Consider the following 19,367-nt stretch of genomic DNA (forward strand, 5'->3'; position numbering starts at 1 on the left):
CCGGATCAGTGGCATGAAATAGGAGTGATAAGTGTGGAAGAGTTATGGAATGTATTGAAACCAGCCGAACAAGTCGAACTGAAATTAAGAAAATTGTATACGCAGCATCATTTTTCACCTTATCACTCGAACAACTTTGAAGAGTATCGCAACTATCAGCAAAATGATCAGTTTTTGCGTGGTTCTTCCATCATCACGTTTACAGGCACGGATGGCAGGACGATGGCGCTAAAACCCGATGTTACCTTGTCTATTGCCAAAAATACACCGTCTGGAGAGGCGCGTAGAGTGTATTACGTGGAAGATGTCTATCGACAGGATCGTCAAGCTGGGGAATACCAAAAAATCGATCAAATCGGTTTGGAGCTCATTGACCAAATCACGTGGGAAGATCAACTGGAGGTTGTAAAACTGGCGTGGGAAAGTTTGGCTCAGGTGGGAAAAGGAACCTTAGATCTGTCCCATATGGGGATTTTGGACGGTATCTGCCAACGCTTCCCCGAAGCGGATCGACAAAAGGTACTGCACTGCCTACGGGACAAGAGTTCTCATGGCATGGATGCACTGACTGAAAAGGCTGGCTTGTCAGCAACAGAAGCTGAAAAATTAGCGAAACTGGTACGTTTGTCAGGTGATTTTGAAACCAAGTATCAAAAAGCCAAAGAACTGCTGGCAGAATATCCCCAAGCTCAAGCTGGTTTAGCAGAACTGAACCAACTGTATCAAGCATTGCAAAAAGAACAACTGTCAGCCTCCATTCGGATAAGGTTGGATTTTTCGATTTTAAATGATGCCGATTATTACAGTGGTTTGCTGTTTCAAGGATTTATCGAAGAAGCAAGAGAGACGATTTTATATGGCGGCCGTTATGATCGCTTGATGAGTCGGCAAGGCAAAGCGCAAGGGGCGATCGGGTTTGGTATGAAGCTCAACCATGTAGGGCAAAAGTTGCCGACTGACAACGAAAGTTCAGGCTATTTGAACATTGCGCTGCCAAAAGGCCGTATGGGGGATGCCGTATACGATTTGTTCACGAAAGCCGGAGTCGCTGCGCAAGGCGTCTTTAAAGACAATCGCCAACTAATTTTTTGTGATGAAGAAAACAAGCTGCGCTTTTTCTTAGTCAAGCCTAGCGATGTAGCAATCTATGTGGAGCACGGAGTGGCGGATATCGGTGTCGTAGGCAAAGATATTTTAATGGAAAGCAAGGCGGAAGTCATCGAATTTCTTGATTTGCATATGGGGGTCTGCCGTTTGGCCGTAGCGGCGCGTAAGGAATTCGAGGAAGATTTCTCCCGACCGCTGCGGGTCTCTACAAAATATCCGCAGATCACCCGCCAGTTTTATCAAGGGTTAGGTCGCTCGGTGGAATTGATCCAACTGCATGGATCGATTGAATTGGCCCCTTTATTAGGTCTCTCCGATGTGATCGTTGACATCGTCGAAACGGGGACGACACTAAAAGAAAATGATTTAGAAGTGATCCAAGACATCGCGCCGTCTTCAGCGCGCTTAGTGATCAACCACGCCACGTGGCGTTTCAAGCAAGAACGCATTCAAACAGTGATTGAGAAGGTGAGGGAGCAATTATGAGAATTTTTTCGACCCAAAAAGATACGATCGAAACGATTGTGGCAAGGAAACAGTCGGAAACGAAAGATGTTTCAACCATTGTCGCCCAAATCATTGCCCGTGTTCAGCAGCAAGGAGATCAGGCGTTGTTTCAATTAATTGAGGAAATCGATCAAGTGACCTTGTCTTCCTTAACCGTCAGTCCAGGGGAGATAGACGCGGCTGTCCATGCCGTCTCACCCGAGCTGCTTAATGTGATGGAACAGGCGAAAGAAAACATTTTGGCATTTCATCAAAAACAAGTCCAGCAAGGCTTTGTCTTAACGAAGGAAAATGGCGTTGTGATGGGACAGCGGGTCTTACCATTAACAAAAGTCGGGGTCTATGTTCCTGGCGGCACAGCAGCTTATCCAAGTACGGTTTTGATGGATGTCCTGCCGGCAAAAATCGCCGGGGTCAAAAAAATCGTTATGATCACACCGACGGACAGTCAGGGAAAAGTTCCGGCTGCTATTTTAGCGGCAGCTTCCGTTGCCGGAGTGGATGAAATCTACAAAGTCGGTGGGGCCCATGGCGTAGCGGCATTGGCTTATGGAACAGAAACAATTCCCAAAGTCGACAAAATCGTCGGACCGGGAAATATTTATGTCGCCACAGCGAAAAAAATGGTGTACGGCGAAGTTGATATCGATATGATCGCAGGGCCCAGCGATGTGCTGATCCTCGCTGATGCCAGCGCAAATCCTCGCTGGCTGTCGGCGGATCTTTTGGCACAAGCCGAGCATGATCCCTTAGCGCAAGCTATCTTAGTCACAACAGAAGCAGCTTTGATTGAAGAAGTACAAGCCGAGCTTGAGTTGCAGCTGAAGCAACTGCCCCGCAAAGACATTGCTGCTGCGGCGCTTGAATCTAGCGGAAAGCTGATTCTGGTCAAAGATTTGACCGAAGCACTTACCATTGCCAATCAAATTGCTCCAGAACACCTTGAATTAGCGGTGGCTGATCCTTTTGCATTATTGGGACAAGTAGAAAATGCGGGTAGCGTCTTTTTAGGTCACCATACACCGGAAGTACTGGGAGATTATTTTGCTGGACCAAACCATACCCTACCGACAGAAGGGACGGCTCGTTTCTATTCGCCGTTATCAGTGGACGATTTTATTAAGAAAAGCAGTTATTTGTATTACCCAGAGGCAGCCATGAAAGCAGCTGGTCCAGCTGTAGCGTTGTTCGCGGAAACCGAAGACTTGATCGGCCATGCCCGTTCGATCAATGTACGAAGAGAGGGAGAAAAATGACCTTTTTACATCAAAAGTATCACAAGCTGACTCCTTATACACCGGGGGAACAAGTAGATGAGCAAGTCGTTATTAAACTGAACACCAATGAAAGTCCTTATCCGCCAGCGCCAAGTGTTCAAGCAGCGGTTGCTGATGCCGCCCAAAAGCTGAATCGTTACTCGGATATTGCTGCTGAAGTGGTGACAAACCCTCTGGCTGCCTATCTTGGCGTTACGCCAGCCCAACTGTTTCTCGGTAATGGCAGTGACGAAGTCTTGTCCTACCTCTTTCAAGGCTTCACGGAAAACGGCATCGCCTTTCCCGATGTGACCTACGGGTTTTATCAAGTATATAGTGCCTTGTACCAAGTCGCTGCCACCGTTGTTCCGCTGCAAGAAGATTTCTCAATCGCGTTAACGGACTACGATTCACTCAAAGGGACCGTCATTTTTGCCAATCCCAATGCCCCGACTGGGGTTTATCAAGAACAAAGCGAAATCTGTGCCTTTCTAAAACGGCATCCCGATCGCTTAGTGATAGTCGATGAGGCCTATATCGATTTTGGCGGCTCTTCAATGGTTTCTTTGATCGATCAATACCCAAATCTCTTGGTTGTGGGGACGTTTTCGAAATCTCGGCAGCTGGCAGGAGCACGCTTAGGCTTTGCGGTTGCCAATGAAGGACTGATCCAAGACTTGAATCGGTTGAAATTTAGCTTGAATCCGTACAATGTCAATAGTTTGACCCAAGCCGCTGGTGCAGCCGTTTTGCAGGAACAAGCGTATGTCGATGAGAAAATCCAAGCAACGATCCACGTGCGTGAGTGGAGCAAGCAAGCCCTAGCGAAATTCGGCTTTGAGCAGACCGACAGCCAAGGGAATTTTTTGTTTGCAAGGCACCCTGCGATTGCCGGTGAAGAGTTGTATCAGGCACTGAAAGAGCAGAAAATCTTCGTCCGCTGGTTCAATCAGCCCCGCATCAAAGAGTATTTACGAATTACGGTAGGAACGAAGGCCCAGATGGAACGACTGATGACGGTGCTAACAACGATCATAGAAGAGGTGAAGGAATGAGAAAAGCAGAAGTTACCCGCAATACGACGGAAACCAAGATCCACCTGCAGTTGACGATCGATGGTACTGGTCAGCAATCAATCAAGACTGGTGTGGGTTTTTTAGACCACATGCTGGAATTATTTGTCCGCCACGGTCGCTTTGATTTGACGTTGGTTTGTGATGGCGATACAGAAGTGGATGCCCATCACACAACAGAAGACGTTGCCATCGCCATTGGCCGAGCGTTTTCAGAAAGTCTTGGGGAGCGACGAGGCATCAAACGCTATGGTAGTATGCTGCTGCCGATGGACGAAGCCTTAGTTATGACAGCGATCGATATTAGCGGTCGCGGCATGGCAGTCGTAGAGTTGGCGATACCGAGTGAAAAAATCGGGCAGCAGTTTGATACGGAGTTGGTTGAAGAATTCTTCATTGCTTTTGCCCGTGAATTAGGTGCTACGATTCATCTCCATCAAATCGCTGGCAAAAACAGCCACCACATTGTGGAAGCTTGCTTTAAAGGGTTTGGGCGTGCTTTAGGTGAAGCGGTGGCGATCAATCAAGCAGCCCCAGATGAGATTCCTTCAACCAAAGGGACGATTCAGTGATTCATGAGGGGGAAAATGATTACGTATCTTCCACACAGAGGGATGAGATAAGGAAAGGGGCGTATTATGTTAGCAATCATCGACTATGGGGTCGGCAATTTGTTCAGCTTGTCTCGTTCGCTGGACTTCTTGGGTGTTGAGTGCCGAATCACGCGTTCACTAGCAGAATTAAAAGCTGCCGACCGCATTCTTTTACCCGGCGTAGGCGCTTTTGGCGATGCCCGCCAAAAGTTAGCAGAGTTGTCGCTGATCGAACCGATCCAAGAATTGGCAGCAGCTGGCAAACCCTTTTTAGGCATTTGTTTAGGGATGCAGCTGTTGTTTGATAGTAGTGAGGAGTTTGGCACACATGCGGGGCTCGGTTTGATTCCAGGAAGGATCGTTTCCATGCAAAGCGCCTTTGAAGAAGCCAAACTGAATCTGAAAGTGCCACAGATTGGTTGGAATCGTTTGACTATCAGAAAAGAAAGCCCCCTCGTCAGCGGGTTAGGGGAACAAGACTTTGTCTACTATGTCCACAGTTATTTTGCTGCTGATTGCCAAGAGTATGTCGTGGCAGACAGTGACTATGGTCTAGCAATTCCCGGTATCGTGCAAAAAGACAATGTCTTCGGCACTCAGTTTCATCCAGAAAAAAGCGGGGCAGTCGGGTTGAAGATTTTAAAAGCATTTACGGAGGTGCCGCTATGAAAATTTTTCCAGCAATCGATCTGTTAGATCAAAAAGTGGTCCGTTTGTACCAAGGAGACTATGAGCAAAAAGAAGTGTTTGGGGACGATCCAGTGGCATTTGCTCGTTCCTTTGAAGAAGAAGGTGCCAACTATCTGCACCTCGTCGACTTAGATGGTGCCAAAGCCGGCAAACTCCATTACTTTGATGTCGCAAAAAATATCGTCCAGCAGACCAATCTGTTTGTCGAAGTTGGCGGCGGGATTCGTGAGGAAGAAACGATCCAACATTGTTTGGCAGCAGGCGTTCATCGGGTGATCCTCGGCACGATTGCCCAGAAAGACCCAGTATTCACAAAAGCGATGCTCAAGAAATACGGCAATAAGATCGCCATTGGAGTCGATGCCAAGGAAGAAAAAGTGGCAGTGGAAGGCTGGCTCGAGAAAACGGCAACAGACGCGTTTACTTTTTGCCAACAATTGGTGGCATGGGGAGCGCAAACGATCATCTTTACCGAAATCTCCCGTGACGGTACAGGAGAAGGCATCAATCTGCCCTTATACGAAAAACTCAATCAATTGGATTGCGACATCGTGGCTTCTGGCGGCGTGGCTTCATTGGCAGATATCAAAGGATTAAAACAGTTGGGGATCTCTGGCGTGATCGTCGGGAAATCCTTATATAACGGCAGTCTCCAATTGGCCGATGTCTTAGCAGCAGGGGAGGAAAGGTCATGATCGCCAAACGAATCATTCCTTGCCTTGATGTGCGAGATGGGCGAGTCGTGAAAGGGGTCAACTTTGCTGGCTTAAAAGATGTCAATGATCCGGTGATTTTGGCGCGCTTTTACAATGAACAAGGCGCCGATGAGCTGGTTTTTTATGACATTACTGCTTCTGCAGAAGAACGCGGCTTATTCACGGACATTTTGCAGCGCGTGGCGTCAGAAGTGTTTATTCCTTTGACGGTGGGCGGTGGCATCAATCAAGTAGCAGATTTTGAGCGAGTCTTAAACTGTGGCGCCGACAAAGTCAGCGTCAATTCGGGAGCGCTTCGCCGACCTGAGCTGATAGCAGAAGGCGCGAAACGCTATGGCAGCCAGTGCGTTGTTTTATCCGTTGATGTTCGCCGTGTCGGTGAGAACTGGCATGTGTTTGCCAAAGGCGGACGGGAAGATACAGGCTTAGAAGCATTGGCGTGGATTCACCAAGCTGAGCAGTTAGGTGCTGGTGAACTAGTCATCAACAGCATGGATACCGATGGCGTGAAGCAGGGGTTTGATCTCGACTTGCTGAAAGCTGTCAGCGAAATCACCAAATTACCGATCGTCGCATCCGGTGGTGCTGGCAAAAGTGCCGATTTTATCGAGCTGTTTCAATTGCCAAATATTGAAGCAGGGTTGGCAGCCTCGATTTTTCACTATGGCGAGGTAAAAATCCCAGAGCTAAAAAAACAATTACAGGCCGTCGATATTCCCGTACGAACCGTATAGCGTTGGCGTTTTGACAGGCAATAGAAGGAGTGGATAACATGGTGCAAGTACGATTTGATAAACAAGGATTGGTTCCAGTGATCGTGCAAGATGTGGAAACGAATGAAGTTTTGACCTTGGCTTATATGAACCAAGAAAGTTTGACCTTGACCTTGAAGGACCGATTGATGACCTTTTATTCCCGCAGTCGCCAAGAATTGTGGCGCAAAGGAGAAACTAGCGGCAATTACCAGCATTTAGTATCATTGACCGCAGATTGCGATCAAGATGCCTTAGTCGCCAAAGTAAAAAAAGACGGACCTGCTTGCCATACAGGCACAGAAAGCTGCTTTACAGAGGTGCTTTATGGTACAAAATCCTCTCCAACCATCGATGCGTTGTATGAGCTGATAAAAGGTCGTAAAGATACGCCACAAGAAGGCAGCTATACCAGCTACTTGTTTGAAAAAGGCAGTGAAAAAATCTTAAAAAAAATCGGCGAGGAAGCAACCGAGGTCGTAATTGGGGCGATGAAGGAAGACCGTCAAGAAACCGTTTATGAGATTGCTGATTTGGCGTATCATACATTGGTTTTAATGGCAGAAATGGGGATTGATTTAGCGGCTATTCGCCAAGAGCTTGCCAAGCGTCATGTTGTGGATAAGAAAGTCAAACAAGAGCGGATGCAATAACGGTCAGGATTTTTCAGTAGAAAGAAAGTAGCTGACGATAAAAAAGAAGCCCTTCAGCTATTGCTTGAAGGGCTTCTCATCCGTGAGGAAAAAGTTGATCTGCTGGTTCTTTAAGTGAGCACATAAAATTGCTATTTGTTTTCTAACTCTTCGATCAATTCTTTCATTTCTTTGATTTCTTTTTCCTGTGCGTCGATGATTTTTTCTGCAAGTTCTTTTACTCTTGGATCAGACAAATCGGCATTTTTACTGGTTAGAATCGCAATCGAATGATGGGGAATCATGGCTTTCATCCAGGCTGTATCTCCCACGGCAGTTTGGCTTCTGACCATAAAAAGTGAACTAAAAAAGAGTGCAACACTGACAACTAGAATGCCGATATTCATTTTCTTGTTGTCATACATCTTCCACATAAACAATAGCATGATGATCGCCATCATCGCGCCCATCATAAGTGCCATAAACAGGCGGGTTTGGCTGAAAAAAATATGATCGAGGGCATAGACATTGAAATACATCATACAAAACATAATCACCGTCGATACCCCAATCATTACCAAAAATTTCCCATACTTCTTCATTTCTTTCCTCTCCTTTTTGTATACAAAATAAAAACAATAAAGCAATCCAAAACATCATCGTACCAGATGCTTTTTTTTGTTTATTGTTTTGTTAGAATAAATTTACTCCCTAAATCAAGTATAGCGGAGGAAGTAGAATGAGAGAAGCGATATACATTTGAACGAAAACAATGGGTTCTTAGAGTAAAAAAGCGAAAACGGGATTACTCGTCTAGGTTTATTTGTTATAATCAACCTAAGAAATGGATGGTGTATAGAATGAATCACAATGATCGCTTGACGCGTTTACGCTATGCTTTGGATATCAAAGATACTGACATGGTGAAAATTTTTGAACTTGGCGGCGCTTCTTTCACGAAAGAAGAAGTAAGACAATTATTGAAGAAAAAAGACCCTGAGACCTACGAGATTGAGTGTACCAATGAAGCCTTTGAGCGTTTCTTAAATGGTTTGATTCGCTCGCAACGAGGAACAAAGTCAGATGCTGCAGAACCTGTCTTAGAGTTGAACAATGGCAATGTGAATAATTTGATGCTGAAGAAAATAAAAATCGCCCTTTCCCTAACAACGGATGAAATGCTGAACATTTTCGAGCAAGCGGGAGTTACGGTTTCAAAAGGTGAACTGGGCGCCATTTTACGCAAAGAAGGCCATCGCAATTACAAGCCATGCTTAGACAAATATGCCCGCAACTTTTTAAAAGGATTGACGATCGAGTATCGGGATAACTAGTAAAAAATCAATAATAGACTGAACTTACAATGGGGCGCCTAAAGAGATGCATGTTATGTGTCTCTTTTTATGTGTGTAAAAATAACAATTTAAATCAGTGATTGGAACACTGACCGAGTCCAAGCTTGGAGCATGAAGAAGCAGGTTAAGTGAACGATCTGTTTGTTTGAATAACCTGTTCGTTGAAACCTGACAAGTTTGGTCATTTCTGATACAAATGTTGACGTGTTCAGAATGATGAACCATGCAATACTATCAAAATGAACAGGAGCATCCTGTGTCTAAAAGTTGTAATTAACAAGTCATCACCATCATCAGAAGGCGAAGTTTGTAGATAGGTGAAAGATAGGAAAGCGTATCGTATTTAAACGAATATAAAAGGAGAATGTTATGAAAAGGAAATTTTGGGGCTATTTGTCATTGGCGATCTTGTTAAGTCAGCCTGTGTTGGCACCTTTGGCACAAGTTATGGCTGAGGAACAGGAAACCATTCCATCAAACAAGGAAATAACGACACTAGGAACATTAGAAAAAGTGGAGGAGACTACTGAAACAGTCGCTTCTTCTCGTATAGAAGAATTCAACGGGGACACCACAAGTAACTCAGAATCGCAAGAAGTGTTTAATGATGATGAGAAAAATGGCTCGACGGAAAGGACAGAAAAAAAACTACCTGATTCAAGTGAAGACACAGCTAGCTTGGCAACCGAATCGTCAGCAAAAATGAAAGAGGCATTCTCTGATCGCAGCGTTCCATTGGACGCTTGGATGCCGGATAAGAATTTGCAAAATGAGGTAGCGAAAGAGCTAAACAAAACAGTTGATACAATCACTCAAGAAGATATGGCGAATCTAAAACAGCTAGATTTTTCTTCTTTAGTCAAAGACACAGTAGTCGATTTTACTGGCTTAGAATACGCTAGCAACTTACAAGCGTTATATACGACGTCTATTATTGCTGCGAATGTTCCCAAAATCACTATGGCGGACAATGCAACATTGTTTACCCGTCCTAATGTACTAGCACAAATTTTTCCAAAAGGATCTTTTTCAAATATCCACATAGGAAATTATGATGCCTATTTGACAGCCCAAGAATTAATTGGGGTTGGTCAATATCTTAGTGGATGGGTTACAGATTATCTGACGGTCTATGCAAGTAGCATGACGGATTTTTCTAAGTTAGAGCTATCTGCAGAACACCATCAAAATTCCCAACTATCTATTATGACTCAGGAGAAAATACTATTAGAGCCAATGTTAGTAAAAGACGGCCAATCTGATGTTCTTTATAAAGACCGTATGATGGTTGATACCCAAGGAAATGCGTTGCTCTCTTCTTTGTCCAACAAAAAGTATTCTTATTCGATTCGGGGGATAGATAAAAATGGCTATATCTTTCCCTTATATGAAAATGATGGGTTTGAACTTACTGAAGAAGGGATTCAATTTAAAAATATTCCCGCCAATGTTGATTATTTATCAATCACTTCTCTTGTTCCTAATCGTTTATCCACCGAGAGAGCTGCTAGTACAGGTACCATTCAATATTTAGTGAATTATCAAATACCAGTGAAGTATGTGAATACTGCAGAAGATGTGACCGTCAAGTATGTTGATGAAAATAAAAAGACATTGTTACCAGACGTCACTTTATCAGGGGTTGTTGGTGAACCGTATACGACACAAGAAGAGCCGATTGCTGGCTATACATTGAAAGAAATCCAAGGGGATAAAACAGGTACTTTCAGTGATACCTCGCAAGAAGTCGTTTATGTATACAAACGCAGTGATGCTGCACCAGTGACGGTAAAATACGAAGATACAGAAGGTAATCAGTTAGCCGAACCAACGATTCTGAACGGCAAAGTAGGTTTGCCGTATGAGAGCAAGTCAGAATCTATTTCTGGTTGGTATGTAGCCCAAACACCCGACAATGCCAAAGGCATCTTCAGTGACACCGCGCAAGAAGTGGTCTATGTGTACGAACGTAGTGATGCCGCACCCGTGACGGTAAGATACGAAGATACAGAAGGCAATCAGTTAGCCGAACCAACGATTCTGAACGGCAAAGTAGGTTTGCCGTATGAGAGTGAATCCAAAGAACTTTCAGGCTGGACGGTGACTCAAACGTCAGCGAATGCCAAAGGCATCTTCAGCGACACCGCGCAAGAAGTGGTCTATGTGTATGAACGTAGTGATGCTGCACCAGTGACGGTAAAATACGAAGATACAGAAGGCAATCAGTTAGCCGAACCAACGATTCTGAACGGCAAAGTAGGTTTGCCGTATGAGAGTGAAGCCAAAGAACTTTCAGGCTGGACGGTTTCTCAAATACCAAGCAATGCCAAAGGGATGTTCAGTACTACCGCACAAGAAGTCATCTATGTGTACGGTGCTGAAAAAGAGAATAAACCAGAGGATGATTCAGGAGCAGATACGCCTGAATCAGAAAACAAAACCCCTGAAGCAGAAAAAGAGGATAAATCAGGAAACAAAGACAATCAAATGAACACACAAACCAACACACAAACCAACGGGAAAAGTAAATTACCTGCCACAGGAGAACAACTAACAGGTCAACGAATCATGGGCTTTTTGGGAACGATCATTGTTCTATTTTCTTTCTTAGCAATTTGGCGAAGAAAAAGAAAAACTGAGAATTAAAGCTTCTCTATAAAGAGTAAAATATGTCCAGAATGGACGATTGGTTTAAAAAGTTAACCTTTTATGGAGTGGGGCGATCCACTCCTTTTTTGTAGGATGGATTGGACGGTTTCCTCGTCTCCTTAATCTTTGAATGGATTTTATCTGACTATTCCCAGTAGCTCAAAGAATTTCTGATCATTTGAGACTCTGATTCTTTATCAGACTAACGTTCCAAGACAATCTCGAATAACAGAATTATTTAGCAAGAATGTTTCATTGAGAGAAACGAATGAATCAACACCTAGGAAATGAAAATGCACGTTTAAAAGAGTATAATTACTGTAAAACTAAAGTTAAGAGGTATTACTATGTATAAATTTCTTTTAACTAAATTGGATCAAGATGTCTATGAGCTATTTGCGTATTTTTTTGAACATGCCATTGATCGTGAACTATTGAGTGACCTTGCGTATCATGTGCATTTATCAAAAAGAAGAATCGTTTTAGTTTTTGAGCGTGCAAGAGACTTACAAAAATCATACCCTTTTTTTGAAATCGACATGCGAGAAGGAAGGGAGCTAGCCCTTGATTTTGCGCCTAATTTTTTGTTGTCAAAATTCTATTCGGTTATGTTAGCAGAAAGTATGCCCTTTCAAATTTTAGACAGACTCTTTAGTGATAAATACGTGTCTTTGGAAGAAACCGCCCAACAACATTATGTCAGTAATCGCACGGTTCAAAGAAAGCTCAAGGAAGTAGAAACGATTCTTGAGAATTATCAAATCAAATTGAATTTAAAAAAGAAACCGTTATTTGTAGCGGAAGAATACCGAATTCGTCATTTTTTCCATATCATGTATTGGCAGATCTATGATGCGACGAATGTGCGTTATATTGGATTGTCGAAGCAAAGTGTTCGTGCATTGAAGGAGAAGTTGACAAGTTATCCTAGTTTTTATCGCGGTATCGATCAGGAAAAATTTATCCAACTGCTTGCACTAAGTCTTTATCGTTTTAAAAGAGGTTTTCCGGTAAAAGAGATTCCTCAAGAGATGAAGAAAATGGTCCATCACACGATTTCCTACGAGCAATTCAAAGAAGAGCTCATAAAACCATTGCTAAACGCTAACTTGATTCTAAGTGACGTTCCAGAAACAGAGTTTCTCTTCTTATATTATATGTTTTCTGTGATGACGACGTATTTGCCTGAAGAGATTCCTAGCCAACTAAGAGTTGTTGATCACTTCTCGGAAGGATCAATTGCAACAGCAAGACTGTTTGCAAAAACTGCTCAGAAGATCTTTCTCGTCCCTGAAGGGGAGATCGAGTATCTTTTCGTTAATGCCTTGAACATTCATTCTGTGTCACTCCTCTTTGCGTCGAAAAATAAAATTGATGCTTTTGGAAAAACGACAACGGATAAAGATTATCGCAGAGTCTTTCCCAAAATTTTTCCACTCGTGCAGGAGATGTACCAATCGTTAGCCCAACAATCCCCAATTTTTACTACCATGTATGCTTCCAATAATCGACTGCTTTTTCAATACAGCATGCTTCTTTCAATTGTAGCAAAAATCGATCGAACGACAGTCCGCATCTTTCATGAATCAAAATTTGGAAAAATTCAAGAAATCAGACAAAAAGAACGATTGAAACGCTGGTTTGGCTATACCCTCGCTTTCGTTTCAGAAAAACCAGATTTTGTGGTGACCGATTATCCAGTTGATCGGCAAGCCTTTTTGGACCAAAATCCAAACGTCCAATTTTTTAAGTGGAATAGCTTTCCAACCGGTGACCGGTGGCTGGAACTAATTGAAGCGGTGGAAACATTTCAGAATACCTCCAATAAAAAATACAATGAAAATGATTGATTTACCCAAGATTCAGCAAACAGGCAGTATTCTCAAATCTGAGAGGACTGCCTGTTTTTCTTTATAGCCAGAGGATAGAAATTTGCTGAACAACAGTGTCACACCTTCTATAGCTTGCAAAGTATGTTCGGAGATAAAGGTGATTATGTAAATGAACTGTACTAACTAGAATCAGTATTTATATAACAGGACGTATTTTGTATTTAATCAGTCACATATTGACGCGTTTCCAGCTAAAAACCGTGTGATAATACAGACATACAAGACTGGAATAAATCATTTTACATAAGAATCAACCATTAAAATACAGGAGGTGCTGGAGATGGAGGAACCATTTAAAATCCACACATTGCAAGAATATTTGAACTTTTATATTGAGGAATCTGAACGGCTTTTCAGTAAAGATGAGTATGGAAAAATCAAAGAAAAAATCCATAGAAACTGTTTAGAAATTCGCATGGCGATTCAAGAAATCAATCAAAAAAATTTTTTCGAACAGCTTGCGAAAATCAATACCCTTGAAGCAGAGATTTTGATTATTTTAGAGTGTAGTGAGCTTCGAGGCAGTGACAGTGTTGTGCCTTTTACTGAAGCGGAAATCTTGCAAGTGGCAAAAGAAGACAGCAAGACTTACTTTAAAGAAAGGTGCGGGCTGACATTGATCGCCCCAACCCCTCATTCCTTGCATTTTTCGGTGGAGTAGGAATTTATCAGTTGGAATGTACGGATTGACGCTCAAAGACAAAAAAAGCAATAATATGACCAAGTCAATTAACAGACATGGTTTTTATTATGAAAATAAATAGAAAGGGGAAACAAAACGAATGAAGCGATACGATATCAATGAGGACTGGGCACTTTCAGGTGTGATTGAAGCGGGAAATTTTGTTTTCGTGGGCTATTGCGTGGGGAACATCGGGCAGCCAATAGAGCAACAGATTGTAGGGGCATTGAATCATTTAGAAGAACGTTTGAAATTAGTCGATTTGACATTTGCAAATGTGGTTCAAATGGATGTACTTTTTAAAGATGTGTTTGATATTCCAGTGATGGAGAAGATCTTGAAAGAAACCTTCCATGGGAAATTTCCGGTTAGAAAATCAATTCAGACAGCTTTCGCTCATTCTGGAGAGGTAGGCATTCTTTTTCAAATCGATGCCATTGCCTTTAAGGAAGATCAGGGAAAGTAAGTACCTAGAAATCAAAATGGGCTTCGATGTTTTTGCTTGTTAGCCGTAGGATAAGGGGAGAAGATCAAGGGCGTCTTGGCTGTTTCTATGAATAAGAATGATAAACAAAAGGGGCTGAATATCCAGTCTCTTTTTTTTTATCTCTATACAGCTATTTTTTCCTTCGAGATAATTGGATTGATCGGATAAACCCAAAGTTTTTTACGAGGACTCCGAACGCTTTGTAAACATAGTGTGAACCAGTTCTAGGAAGCAAGTTAAGCTATATTTCTTTTATTTTGTGCACACTTTCAGAGACACAGTTGTTCATATTCTTTATTTTCGTTTTATAAAATAGGACTTATTTTGTCATTTTCATGACAATTATTGTCGTGTTCGTCCCTGAAAACCATGCAATAATGCAGTCATAAGGAATGAGTCAGCGAACGTATTACATAGATGTAAGAAGTAGTTGTCAATGGGCAGCTTTTTTTAATTGGAGAGAGTGTAGCTGATCTTATTTACTTAATTTGAAAGAGGGAAAAGCAATGAAAAAACCAGCGAAGAAAGAACTTTTATCACGTATTCTGATTAGTTCTTCTGTTTTTATATTAGGCAGCCCATTGATCACGCAAGCAATTATCAGTGTTCCGGCAGCAGCTGAAACGATCAGCACTTCAACGACAGAAGAAGTAACACGTAGTACAAATGAATTCATATCTGAACAACAAGGAGGAATAGTCGAACAAGCTACAGGTGAAGAAAACGTCGATTCAGAAACCCAAGTAGTAGAAAGTACAGGGGAACAAGAGTCAACAGAGTCATCGCAAGCAAGTGAAGATCAAGTGGAACCATCCACAGAGCAAATGACAGAATCCTCCAGTGAGCCAGAAGCCACTGAGAGCAGTACAACATCTGATGAGGAGTCGAAAACAAAAGTAGCGGAAGCAGAAAATATCCTTTGGTCAGGTAACTGGGGAACCGCTCCAGCCACATTAGATATTGAAGGGGTTTTGACTGTGGGAGCAGGTACATTGACAACGGCGGTGGACCAAGTGATTCCTTTAACGGAAGAACTTAAAAATATGGTCATAAAAAAAGTTATTCTCACTGCGCCCGTCATTCTGCCAGCCGATGTGGCAGGTTTGTTCGAGAGCTACTCCCACTATGGCACTGTACCCTCTCAATTGAATGAGATTGTTGGGCTGACTTATCTTGATACGAGTCAAGCCACCACGATGAATAGTATGTTTTATGGCTATAGCGGATCTACATTAGATTTATCGAACGTTGATAGTACCGGTGTCATAAATTCTTTGGGTGCTGGGATGAACCAGTTTTTAGCAAATGTACGCTATCTAAGAGAATTAACATTAGGACCAAAATTCAGTTTTGTTGGGTGGAACAATTGGCCAGGCAATTCCTATCCGGTGAACTTGGTTGACCCCAGTGGGATGTACGGATGGAATTCAAGTTATTATACCGGCTACTGGCAAAATGTAGGGACAGGTACCATAGATGCGCCATACGGTGAACATATATTAAAATCAGAGGAATTAGTGTTGACCTATGATGGCGCGACGATGGCTGACACCTATGTATGGCAGCCTCGGTTTATTGAAGGAGCACCAGTCACAGTCAATTACCTAGATGAAGATGGTAATGAATTATTGCCACCTAATGTATTGACTGGCGGAAATATTGGCGATTTAATTGAAGTTGTTCCTGAGGAGATCCCTAACTATACATTGAAGGAAGTTCAAGGAGAGGAAAAAATTGTCTTTAGCAATGTTCCGCAAACGGTCACGTATATCTATAGTCCTAAAATAGAAAGTAATGAGGAAAGAAAAATTGTCGCACGAGTCATTCACTATTTGCATGAAGACGGTACAGAAGCTGCTCCAGATAAAGTAGACACAGTTGAATTTACTCGAGAAGTAAGGACGAATCTAGCCACTGGCGAAGAAACCTTTGGTGAATGGCAAGCAAGAGATGATGATACGATATTTGATTTAGTCAAAAGTCCAGAGATAGTCAACTACTATACAGACAGGGAGTTTATCGATGAAGTTATCGATGTAAAGGCCGATTCAGAAGATATTGAAGAATTTGTCATGTACTCGCCAAAGATAGTCGAATCTACGGAGACCAAAGAAGTCAAGCGAATGATCCATTATGTGTATGAAGATGGTAAAGAAGCCGCGCCAGACAATGTCGATACGGTCACCTTTACACGCACAGTGACAACGAATGAAGCAACAGGGAAAAATACCTATGGCGAATGGCAAGCCCAAGATGATGACACGATGTTTGATGAAGTGTTAAGTCCAGAAATAGACAAGTACAATGCAGACCAAAAAACGGTTGATAAAGTCACAGATTTGACGGCAGAATCAGAAGATTTCGAAATAACCGTCACTTATTCGCCAAATATGATCGAATCTACGGAGACCAAAGAAGTCAAGCGAATGATCCATTATGTGTATGAAGATGGTAAAGAAGCCGCGCCAGACAGTGTCGACACGGTCACCTTTACACGCACAGTGACAACGAATGAAGCAACAGGGAAAAATACCTATGGCGAATGGCAAGCCCAAGATGATGACACGATGTTTGATGAAGTGTTAAGTCCAGAAATAGACAAGTACAATGCAGACCAAAAAATGGTTGAGAAAGTCACTGAGTTGACTGCAGAATCAGAAGATCGCGAAGTGACTGTCACTTATTCGCCAAACATGATCGAATCTACGGAGACCAAAGAAGTCAACCAAACGATCCATTATGTGTATGGAGATGGCAAAGAAGCCGCGCCAGACAAAACGGACACTGTTACTTTTACACGAACTGTCACAATAAATGAAGCAACAGGTGACAAAACTTTTGGCGAATGGCAAGCGAAAGATGATGACACGAAATTTGACGAAGTGAAGAGTCCTGAGATCAAGAACTATCACGCAGACAAAACAAGCATCGAGGAAGTCACAGGTTTGACAGCAGAAGACAAGGATCGTGAAGTGACTGTTACTTACTCACCAAATATGACCGAGTCAACAGAAACCAAAGAAGTCAAACGAATGATCCATTTTGTATATGAAGACGGCAAAGAAGCCGCCCCAGACAAAGTAGACACGGTTACGTTCACTCGAACGGTCACCACGAACGAAGCAACTGGCAACAAGACCTATGGCGAATGGCAAGCCCAAGATGATGATACGATGTTTGATGAAGTGTTAAGTCCAGAAATTGACAAATACAATGCGGACCAAAAAACGGTTGATAAAGTCACAGGTCTGACTGCAGAATCAGAAGATCGCGAAGTGACTGTCACTTATTCGCCAAATATGATCGAATCTACGGAGACCAAAGAGGTCAAACAAACGATCCATTATATGTATGAAGACGGCAAAGAAGCCGCGCCAGATAAAGTAGACACGGTCACGTTCACGCGGACGGTCACCGCCAACGAAGCAACTGGTGACAAGACCTATGGAGAATGGCAAGCCAAAGGTGATGATACAACATTTGATGAAGTGAAGAGTCCTGAGATCAAGAACTATCATGCAGACAAAACAAGCATTGAGAAAGTCACAGGTTTGACAGCAAAGGACAAAGATCGTGAAGTGACTGTTACTTACTCACCAAATATGACTGAGTCAACAGAAACCAAAGAGGTCAAACAAACGGTTCATTATGTGTATGAAGACGGCAAAGAAGCAGCCCCAGACAAAGTAGACACGGTGACCTTTACACGCACAGTGACAACGAATGAAGCAACTGGTGACAAGATCTATGGAGAATGGCAAGCCAAAGAAAACGATACGACATTTGACGAAGTGAAGAGTCCTGAGATTAAGAACTATACCGTCGATAAGGAAACGATCGAAGCAGTTACAGGAGTAGCGGTTGATAATCAAGACATCGAAGTCACCGTTACGTATGTGCCAAAAATGGAAACCGCAACAGAAACTGAGGAAGTCAAGCAAACGATTCATTACGTCTATGAAGATGGTAGCAAAGCGGCGGACGATCATACCGATAAAGTCACGTTCACCCGGGTGATAGCAAAGAATTTGGCAACTGGTGTAGTGACCTATGGCGAATGGAAGGCAAAAGACAACGACACGACTTTTGCTGAAATTTCCAGCCCAATGATTGAATATTGCACACCAGATAATGAGTTAATCGAAGCAATTACGAATATTCAACCCGATGCAAAAGATACCGAGTTGACTGTGATCTACAAAGCAAATACGGAAACGAAAGAGGAAAGCAAAGAGGTTTCGCGGACGATACATTATGTTTATGAAGATGGTAGCCAAGCGGCAGAAAGTTATACGGAAACCTTAACCTATACACGCACGGAAACAACCAATCTGCTGACTGGTGAAGTCGCATATACTGACTGGACAGCCACAAATGGTGACACGACATTTGATGAGGTGAAAAGCAAGCAAATTGAGGGCTACACGGCAGACCTGACGACAGTCAAAGAACAAACAGGAATGACTGCAGAAGATGAAGATACGGAGCTGACTGTGACGTATATAAAAAATGCAACAGACGAAGCCAATCCAACAGACTCATCAAAAGAGTCGAGCAACACGCCAAGTGATCAGACAAAAACAGATGATAACACACCGTCTACTGATATGAAAATAACGACTAACGTATCAGAAACAACAAGAACAGTCACGAGTGAAAAAAGTCTTCCAAAAACAGGAGAGAAAGAGGAACCCTTCATATTATACGCTGGAGTGACTATGGCGGTATCATCCCTGCTAGCATTTTTCTTAAGACGCTTAAGACAGAAACGAAAATAAGAAATCAGAAAAAGCTTTCTTATGAAATGGAATAGAATACTGGCGAAGTAGAAGACTGCTGATAATTTCCCATACTAATCTTGGAAATTTATCAGCAGTCTTTTCATTATGATTTGAAGCTTGTTCAAGTACTATCACACACCAAACCTTCTGACCACTTCAATAGAAAAACTCCTTCGTTTTCTGAAGAAAATTATG

Annotated in this window: 15 protein-coding genes; 14 read left to right on the top strand and 1 reads right to left on the bottom strand. The window is 42.6% G+C overall.

Features of this window, described 5'->3' with window-relative positions:
- Window positions 1–33 precede the first annotated feature (33 nt).
- The 8 genes from hisG (at window position 34) to hisIE (ending at window position 7,347) form a co-directional block, all read left to right on the top strand.
- On the top strand, window positions 34–1,593 hold the full coding sequence (gene hisG, locus IGJ12_RS03545) for an ATP phosphoribosyltransferase (RefSeq protein WP_034872864.1): 1,560 nt from the start codon (window positions 34–36) through the stop codon (window positions 1,591–1,593).
- Window positions 1,590–2,870, top strand: a complete 1,281-nt coding sequence (gene hisD / locus IGJ12_RS03550; RefSeq protein WP_430619356.1) for a histidinol dehydrogenase — start codon at window positions 1,590–1,592, stop codon at window positions 2,868–2,870. Before hisG ends, hisD begins: the two co-directional genes overlap by 4 nt.
- The gene (hisC, locus tag IGJ12_RS03555) at window positions 2,867–3,925 is read left to right on the top strand and encodes a histidinol-phosphate transaminase (protein WP_005237444.1); all 1,059 of its coding nucleotides are present in this window, start codon (window positions 2,867–2,869) and stop codon (window positions 3,923–3,925) included. The genes hisD and hisC overlap by 4 nt, the downstream gene beginning before the upstream one ends.
- A complete protein-coding gene (gene hisB / locus IGJ12_RS03560) occupies window positions 3,922–4,515 on the top strand; it encodes an imidazoleglycerol-phosphate dehydratase HisB (RefSeq protein WP_005225202.1) in 594 nt (197 codons plus the stop codon). Before hisC ends, hisB begins: the two co-directional genes overlap by 4 nt.
- Before the next feature lie 66 nt (window positions 4,516–4,581).
- Window positions 4,582–5,205, top strand: coding sequence for an imidazole glycerol phosphate synthase subunit HisH (gene hisH, locus IGJ12_RS03565; protein WP_430619357.1), 624 nt, complete (start codon window positions 4,582–4,584; stop codon window positions 5,203–5,205).
- Window positions 5,202–5,921, top strand: a complete 720-nt coding sequence (gene hisA / locus IGJ12_RS03570) for a 1-(5-phosphoribosyl)-5-[(5-phosphoribosylamino)methylideneamino]imidazole-4-carboxamide isomerase (RefSeq protein ID WP_430619358.1) — start codon at window positions 5,202–5,204, stop codon at window positions 5,919–5,921. Before hisH ends, hisA begins: the two co-directional genes overlap by 4 nt.
- Entirely contained in the window at window positions 5,918–6,676 is a 759-nt protein-coding gene (gene hisF, locus IGJ12_RS03575; protein ID WP_005237440.1) for an imidazole glycerol phosphate synthase subunit HisF, read from the top strand. The genes hisA and hisF overlap by 4 nt, the downstream gene beginning before the upstream one ends.
- A 38-nt stretch (window positions 6,677–6,714) precedes the next feature.
- Window positions 6,715–7,347 carry a bifunctional phosphoribosyl-AMP cyclohydrolase/phosphoribosyl-ATP diphosphatase HisIE gene (hisIE, locus tag IGJ12_RS03580; RefSeq protein ID WP_005237439.1) on the top strand — a complete coding sequence of 211 codons (633 nt, stop codon included), beginning with the start codon at window positions 6,715–6,717 and terminating at the stop codon, window positions 7,345–7,347.
- Between the two features lie 131 nt (window positions 7,348–7,478).
- On the opposite strand, the gene IGJ12_RS03585 is transcribed toward hisIE, so the two are convergent.
- Window positions 7,479–7,928: a DUF305 domain-containing protein gene (locus IGJ12_RS03585; protein ID WP_005237438.1), complete on the bottom strand. Its 450-nt coding sequence runs from the start codon at window positions 7,926–7,928 to the stop codon at window positions 7,479–7,481.
- Window positions 7,929–8,186: 258 nt separating this feature from the next.
- On the opposite strand from IGJ12_RS03585, the gene IGJ12_RS03590 reads away from it, so the two are divergent.
- The 6 genes from IGJ12_RS03590 (at window position 8,187) to IGJ12_RS03615 (ending at window position 19,169) form a co-directional block, all read left to right on the top strand.
- Window positions 8,187–8,660, top strand: a complete 474-nt coding sequence (locus IGJ12_RS03590) for a DUF1456 family protein (RefSeq protein ID WP_086299161.1) — start codon at window positions 8,187–8,189, stop codon at window positions 8,658–8,660.
- A gap of 390 nt (window positions 8,661–9,050) precedes the next feature.
- The gene (locus IGJ12_RS03595; protein ID WP_430619359.1) at window positions 9,051–11,327 is read left to right on the top strand and encodes a MucBP domain-containing protein; all 2,277 of its coding nucleotides are present in this window, start codon (window positions 9,051–9,053) and stop codon (window positions 11,325–11,327) included.
- Window positions 11,328–11,677: 350 nt separating this feature from the next.
- Complete coding sequence (locus IGJ12_RS03600) at window positions 11,678–13,180, top strand: helix-turn-helix domain-containing protein (protein ID WP_430619360.1); 1,503 nt, start codon at window positions 11,678–11,680, stop codon at window positions 13,178–13,180.
- A gap of 322 nt (window positions 13,181–13,502) precedes the next feature.
- Entirely contained in the window at window positions 13,503–13,883 is a 381-nt protein-coding gene (locus IGJ12_RS03605; protein ID WP_008377151.1) for a DUF7006 family protein, read from the top strand.
- A 121-nt stretch (window positions 13,884–14,004) separates the two neighbouring features.
- Window positions 14,005–14,370 (top strand): RidA family protein, encoded by a 366-nt coding sequence (locus tag IGJ12_RS03610; protein ID WP_016622027.1) that lies wholly within the window; start codon window positions 14,005–14,007, stop codon window positions 14,368–14,370.
- Between the two features lie 527 nt (window positions 14,371–14,897).
- Window positions 14,898–19,169: a mucin-binding protein gene (locus IGJ12_RS03615; RefSeq protein WP_430619361.1), complete on the top strand. Its 4,272-nt coding sequence runs from the start codon at window positions 14,898–14,900 to the stop codon at window positions 19,167–19,169.
- Window positions 19,170–19,367 lie beyond the last annotated feature (198 nt).

Origin of the sequence: Enterococcus sp. DIV0802b, assembly GCF_050543535.1 — a bacterium.
Taxonomy (GTDB): domain Bacteria; phylum Bacillota; class Bacilli; order Lactobacillales; family Enterococcaceae; genus Enterococcus_D; species Enterococcus_D entomosocium.